The sequence below is a fragment of the Shewanella sp. SR44-4 genome (assembly GCF_014163715.1).
GTDB lineage: Bacteria > Pseudomonadota > Gammaproteobacteria > Enterobacterales > Shewanellaceae > Shewanella.
Map to the genome: position 1 here is coordinate 1 of NZ_JACJDU010000088.1, position 5,647 is coordinate 5,647.

A 5,647-nucleotide genomic window follows, 5' to 3' on the forward strand; every position below is an offset into this window, starting at 1 on the left:
AGTTCCAGCTTTTCAGGAGCATTAATTAAGCTTTTTTGGCATTGTTCCGCGGCAACATTAATTGTTAAGTTGGGATCATCTATATCAATTGAATCATCCCACCTCGGACCCGCTGCGTTGGCGAAGGATATAAAAATGAAAAAAGCAAACAAAAATATTTTCACCATGTCAAAGTGCCTTCTGGGGTAACTCTTTTTTGAGGAATATGAACAGTAAAAGATGGCGACGACGAAGGTATAAATGAGCCTTTTCGGTAAAAATAAGTATCTTTTAATGATTTACTTTCATCGGATTGCCCTTCACAAATACCGTTGTCAGAACATATCATTCCTCCAACATAGTCGATAATGCTAATATTATTAACATTCAAACTTAGCATTAATGTATCAATTCCAACATGTTTATTCCCTGCATGAAAAGCATGATACCTGTGCATAAAAGCTACAATTCGAGCGCTTTTATCCACTTGTAAATTCGTTTTCAATATACTTGCCCACATTTGATTTCGCTGTATGTGAGAATCAGAGCAAGAACCAGTATCAGCATCCTCCCAATTGCAATGGTCATCAATTAGATCCATCATTTCAATCGGCATGTCTAATGGGATAATTTTCAAACCAACAGAGTTTGCTGTTTTTACTAACTCTCCGTAACCAGTACTAGCAGCACTATTCCAATTCCAGTTTTCTTTAAAGTGTAGTTTTATCGCATCAAAACCTTTTCCTGTACGTTGATAAAACTCAATTTTCTCTTTTATTTTTAACGGTAACATCTCCATTGCAAAATGAGTAAAACCAGCCGCTTTAAGTTGTTTAAGTGCACGCATAGCTTCATATTTGTAAGAAGCTGGATTATGGCTAGATTCCGCAATAATAACCAAACGAGCATTACCAGCCATTTTTCTGTAATTTACATCCGTGTTAATTTTATTCATTGTTATTCCATAACTTATTTATATTGATTACGCTCTTAAACTACATAATAGAACCAGCAAACTACATCATTTTTCTGCAAGGAAAGCAGTATCCGAATAATATAATTAAATTAAAACCTGTTAGCTAATAAACTAACCCTACGGCCTCTACTACAACAGATTTTAATCTGCTCAATAGCATAGATAAAATACTTCTCACGGTACTATAACTAAGGTCAACAATCTTAACGCCAGGTTTACCGACAAAAGTTAAAATATGACCTAGTAATCCTTTACAATCTTCAGCATATTCACGAGTCAATTGAGATAATTCAACTAATGAACGAGCAATCAAATCATAAATGGATAACGTTGAACTGACGCCTACTTGGGCAAGTATTGAAGTCAATTTACCACTTGAACGTAAAAGCCATATTAATCCTGCACTGATTTTATCTGACCAGTGGGCATTAAAACACGCTAAATGACGTTTCTCATACTTTAAGCGAACATGTTCAAGATTACAGATTGACCCCATTTGCATCTGCTTGTAATCAGCATATCGAGAAGCTGTATTAATATAACCTGGCGCGTTGCCTTTCATTTTGTGTGAGGCCCCTACAAAAGAAACACACGTGCTTAATCTATATTCATCTCCAGCATGCACAAAAGGCCAAACAGGGACCATAGGCACAGGGTCACTACGATGAACTGCACGATAAATACCACTTAAACTTGTTTCAGCTTGAATCGCATACGGTGCGAAACCCACTCTTGGTGACCCAAAAGTATATAATTTGACAGGAATGTTAAACGTTTTTCTAATCCAGATTACAGCAAGGTTTGCTAAAGCACCTCCTAAACTATGGCCAACACAATGTAAAGGCTTATTTCCAAGCTTTTCTAGTAAAGTTTTGATTTGAGGTTTCATTGAGTTAAATGTTCTATTAAAACCTGAGTGAACTAATTGGTTATTTGGGCCAGATGTTACACCACAATGGAGATCGGTAAGCGCATCACACATACCTGCAGTACCACGAAAAACAAGTACTGCCTCTCCTTTATACATTCCCTCATTACGACCTATACCAAAAAAACCGAAACCTGACGTATGGTTTAAAATATGTTCAGCTGTAGTCCCTGATACACCATGTAACGTTGACTTTTGAGCATTAAACAAGAATTGCTTCGCCAACATTGCAGGAGTATTTATTTTTGATATATTATCTTTTTTGATATACTCACTGTCATAAGCAAATTCGGCAAGGTTTGATGCCAATGTAGGTGTTAATGTTTTCATTTCATTCCTTTGAAGTTTATATTTTTAAAAATTAAAAGTTAAAAAAATCTTCGTCATCATCATTTAACTCATAAATATCAAAATCTTTTTCCCATCGGCAAATACTTTCACCATCAAACTCTAAGTTCTCGTTCGTTTTATTCGGAAAAGTAAACAAGACCTCTTTATTATTTAAATCACAATTAAGTGAAGTTAATTTCTCTTTAACTTCTTCAAACTCTGTTATGCCACCTAAACGTGAATGCCATAATAAAAAAGTACTACTCTCATTACATACCGAAATTTTTTGTATTACAGTATCATTGACAAACATATCACCAGGCTTTTTTGAACTTATACTGACTTCTGGCATAAAGAAACAACCACTCTCGTCCGTTAACGTTTCATCATTGTTTTCAACTTGATGAATATAACTGAGTTCTCTTATCACTTTGGCGCCAACAACAGGTTTTCCGTTTAACAAAACCTGTCCTTTAACTTCTGAGCACATGTGTACGTCGTATTTTTTTAGTAGTCCAAACATGTTGAGCAAATCTCCCTATTAAAAATACTCTCGATAATTAAACATCTATCGAAGATACTTCATTTTAACCCGTTAAAAATATTTACCTTCAATCAAAAAGCGTGGCAGAGAGTCACTTTCAACCGTTACCTCATTACCCATATCGTGCCACATACACGCCATGCCTAATAATTGCAGGGGTAAGAATGAATTGATGGGTGCATGATCAGGGCCTGACTCATAAATGTGGTAGCGTTCTTGGGCTTGCAAATTTTTGGCAAGTGCTTCATTAAAATCACAACCAATATCAAAAGTTAATGGCGTTAATGAAGCCAAGGTTTCTAAATATCCCATAGCAATATATAACGCCCAATCATCATTTTGCTTAACAGCCATTCCCATGCACTCGTCTAGCAATTTCGGGTAATCGGCTTGATGATGGTGATAAGCTTGAAATACTTCAACTAACTTATAAGAAACGGGGCCTGCTTGTGTCGCACTTTGTTTCATCGTTTCTATAGAGAAATTTGCCAAGCTATCCATACTTTCAGTATCGCGAGTTATAACCGCTAAAAAATAGGCTTCAATCCATTCTGATGGCGCTGCATAACCAGCTTCTAACATACCTTTACCATTCCATGTCACTTCAGGTAAATCATATATTTTAAAGGTTTGCTCTTGCTCTGGGTGCTCTGCAAGTTTTAAGAACGCGGCGTACATTTTTGACGCATAACGTAACCCCGTGGCAGATTCTTGCTCAACCTCGGGGGTTTGCTCTTCCCAAGTAAGCCAGCGAGATAATTCCAAGTATAGATCAGGAAGAGCAATAAGATTATCACGACGAATAGTGATTACCTGAGGCGCCATTTCAATCATTCTTCTAGGAGATGCTAACCGTTTGTCTAATTTGGCTAAATCTATTTTTACTTTACGCTCAATATTCATTATGTACCTACTATTTTACTGGGATCTATATCAAACTCAGATATGTTAACTTCACCGACTATGGAACCCGATGCTGTTTTAGTAATCGGTGTTTCAATATGTAAATATTGTACTTTCTTTCCCGTTAACGATGCTTCTTTCAATGCGTCGGCTGCCTGCCAATCTGTAGTATCTGGATCTTTGAGCCTCATTGACTTAGTAATGGTTTGTGCATATTTCGTTGTGCCTTGCTGATAATATTCATCACCAATTTTCTTTTTACCTAATGGGCTACTGCCACCTTTAGCTTCAACAATAATGACATCACCATCAGCATTTTTATAAACCATATCAAAGTTACCCGATACTGATGTGGAACTATCTAAGCTCGTTGGGTGAATGCGAGCATAACCAGGGTACAATATTTCAATTGCTGCATCTGCTGCTTTTTCACCAATTTTGGCTGATTCATTGTTAATCAGTGGTATTTGGTCGTTATAACGTTGTGTTTCTTCTGGTGAAGCTTTTGCCTTGTGCTTATCTCGCTCGACCATTTCCTCATCACGAGTGTCTACATGCTCTTTCAAATGTACTGGAAGAGAAGAAACAGTCCGTTTACTGCCTGCCTTCTTAGTTGCTTTGTTAAGCTTTAATTCATTCTCAGTCAACGTTCCTGTTTTACTAGACCATTCTTCATTGACCAATTTGCCATCAATAATATGCCCACCAACAAACTGTTCTATAGTCATCGTAGTTTCAATCACTTTATCGCCTACTTCTCGTGTTAAAGTAATTCTGCCGTTATCAACATCCATAGATTCGATACTATATTCATGCTCAAGTCTATTTTCACCATTTGGTCTTGTTACTTTAATATTGGCTGTTCTGGCATCTACTGAAGAACTGTCTTCAGCAATTTGTAATATTTTGGCTTTTGTTGCCGGGTCAACAATATCGCCTATCATCTTAGAAAGCTTTTCCACACCTTCTTTACACAACAATCCAAATGGATCCACCCAATTCACTGGATTAGGCGTATATTGATAATGGTTTATGCCACCCACTAATCCAATAGGGTCTTGATGTATAAATCTAGCTTGCTGTGGGCTGTAGTACCGAAAGCGGTTGTAGTGTAACCCTGATTCGTCATCAAAGTATTGGCCTTGAAAACGGATTGGGTTAGTTATCTTGTCTTGCTTGGCTGCATCTTTACAATCTGTATATTCAATGTCTCTATGTTTAATAGATGTTCTTTCAATTGTCTGACCAAACACGTCTTGTTGGCTGTGCCAGACGATTTTAGCATTTTCATCCGTTAAGCAAATCGGTGTGCCTAGTTGGTTTAGATGGTAATAATAAACCTGCCCGGACTTAATGAGTGCTACAGGTGTGAAAGTATCAGGCTGATAAATATACCAGCTGTATTCACCTAAAGTGCATTCGCCAATAAGCTGATGATTGTCCCAAATGAAGTCGGTGCGACCGAGTTCGGTGATTTTTGCACTGCGACGGCCTAGGGCATCATATTCGTATTGCGTCAGCTTGCCATTAACGTTGATTTGCACCAGTTGGTTTAAGCCATTAAAGCTACGCTGTTGTTTATCGCCCGTACCCACTTGGCTGATTTGGTTGCCACTGGCGTCGTAACGGTAATCGATGCCTGCCATACTCATTAAGCGGTCGTTGTTAACCACCAAATCATTAAGGTTTTTATTGGGCTTTATTGCATCGGATGACAAAGCCGATGACGCTGGCTGTTGAATGTGTTCTGCACACTCTAATCCTGCAGAGCCATTAACACGACCTTCAATCAAAAGCAGATGCGTTAACCAGTAACGCATCTATATTGGGGTTATTCATTTTTTAAAGAGCTGATACTGTGTTTCGCTTTATTTATTCGCATCTATCTTCATCAATTGGCGATAGGACACTTCGTAAGGGGGGATTATGCGTCACAATCGATTTTTGAAAGCTCACATTTAAATCAGCTAATGACTCAATACCAAAT

5 protein-coding genes are annotated in these 5,647 nt (G+C 37.7%); all 5 read right to left on the reverse strand.

The window, feature by feature from the left end; genetic code table 11:
• Nucleotides 1-160: 160 nt before the first annotated feature.
• The 5 genes from H5125_RS21245 to H5125_RS22390 all read right to left on the reverse strand — a co-directional run bounded on the left by H5125_RS21245 (nucleotide 161) and on the right by H5125_RS22390 (nucleotide 5,480).
• Nucleotides 161-934 (reverse strand): hypothetical protein, encoded by a 774-nt coding sequence (locus H5125_RS21245; RefSeq protein ID WP_182745397.1) that lies wholly within the window; start codon nucleotides 932-934, stop codon nucleotides 161-163.
• Between the two features lie 124 nt (nucleotides 935-1,058).
• Complete coding sequence (locus tag H5125_RS21250; protein ID WP_182745399.1) at nucleotides 1,059-2,213, reverse strand: lipase family protein; 1,155 nt, start codon at nucleotides 2,211-2,213, stop codon at nucleotides 1,059-1,061.
• Between the two features lie 31 nt (nucleotides 2,214-2,244).
• Nucleotides 2,245-2,736, reverse strand: a complete 492-nt coding sequence (locus H5125_RS21255) for a DUF6795 domain-containing protein (RefSeq protein ID WP_182745401.1) — start codon at nucleotides 2,734-2,736, stop codon at nucleotides 2,245-2,247.
• A 72-nt stretch (nucleotides 2,737-2,808) separates the two neighbouring features.
• Nucleotides 2,809-3,660, reverse strand: a complete 852-nt coding sequence (locus H5125_RS21260; protein WP_182745404.1) for an immunity 49 family protein — start codon at nucleotides 3,658-3,660, stop codon at nucleotides 2,809-2,811.
• Nucleotides 3,660-5,480, reverse strand: coding sequence for an RHS repeat-associated core domain-containing protein (locus tag H5125_RS22390; RefSeq protein WP_182745406.1), 1,821 nt, complete (start codon nucleotides 5,478-5,480; stop codon nucleotides 3,660-3,662). Before H5125_RS22390 ends, H5125_RS21260 begins: the two co-directional genes overlap by 1 nt.
• Between the last annotated feature and the right edge of the window lie 167 nt (nucleotides 5,481-5,647).

What these genes read in the sequence shown, in the direction of transcription:
- H5125_RS21250 (WP_182745399.1), bottom strand. Translation starts at nt 2,213, where the DNA reads ATGAAAACATTAACACCTACATTGGCATCAAACCTTGCCGAATTTGCT.
- H5125_RS21255 (WP_182745401.1), bottom strand. Translation starts at nt 2,736, where the DNA reads ATGTTTGGACTACTAAAAAAATACGACGTACACATGTGCTCAGAAGTT.
- H5125_RS21245 (WP_182745397.1), bottom strand. Translation starts at nt 934, where the DNA reads ATGAATAAAATTAACACGGATGTAAATTACAGAAAAATGGCTGGTAAT.
- H5125_RS21260 (WP_182745404.1), bottom strand. Translation starts at nt 3,660, where the DNA reads ATGAATATTGAGCGTAAAGTAAAAATAGATTTAGCCAAATTAGACAAA.
- H5125_RS22390 (WP_182745406.1), bottom strand. Translation starts at nt 5,480, where the DNA reads ATGCGTTACTGGTTAACGCATCTGCTTTTGATTGAAGGTCGTGTTAAT.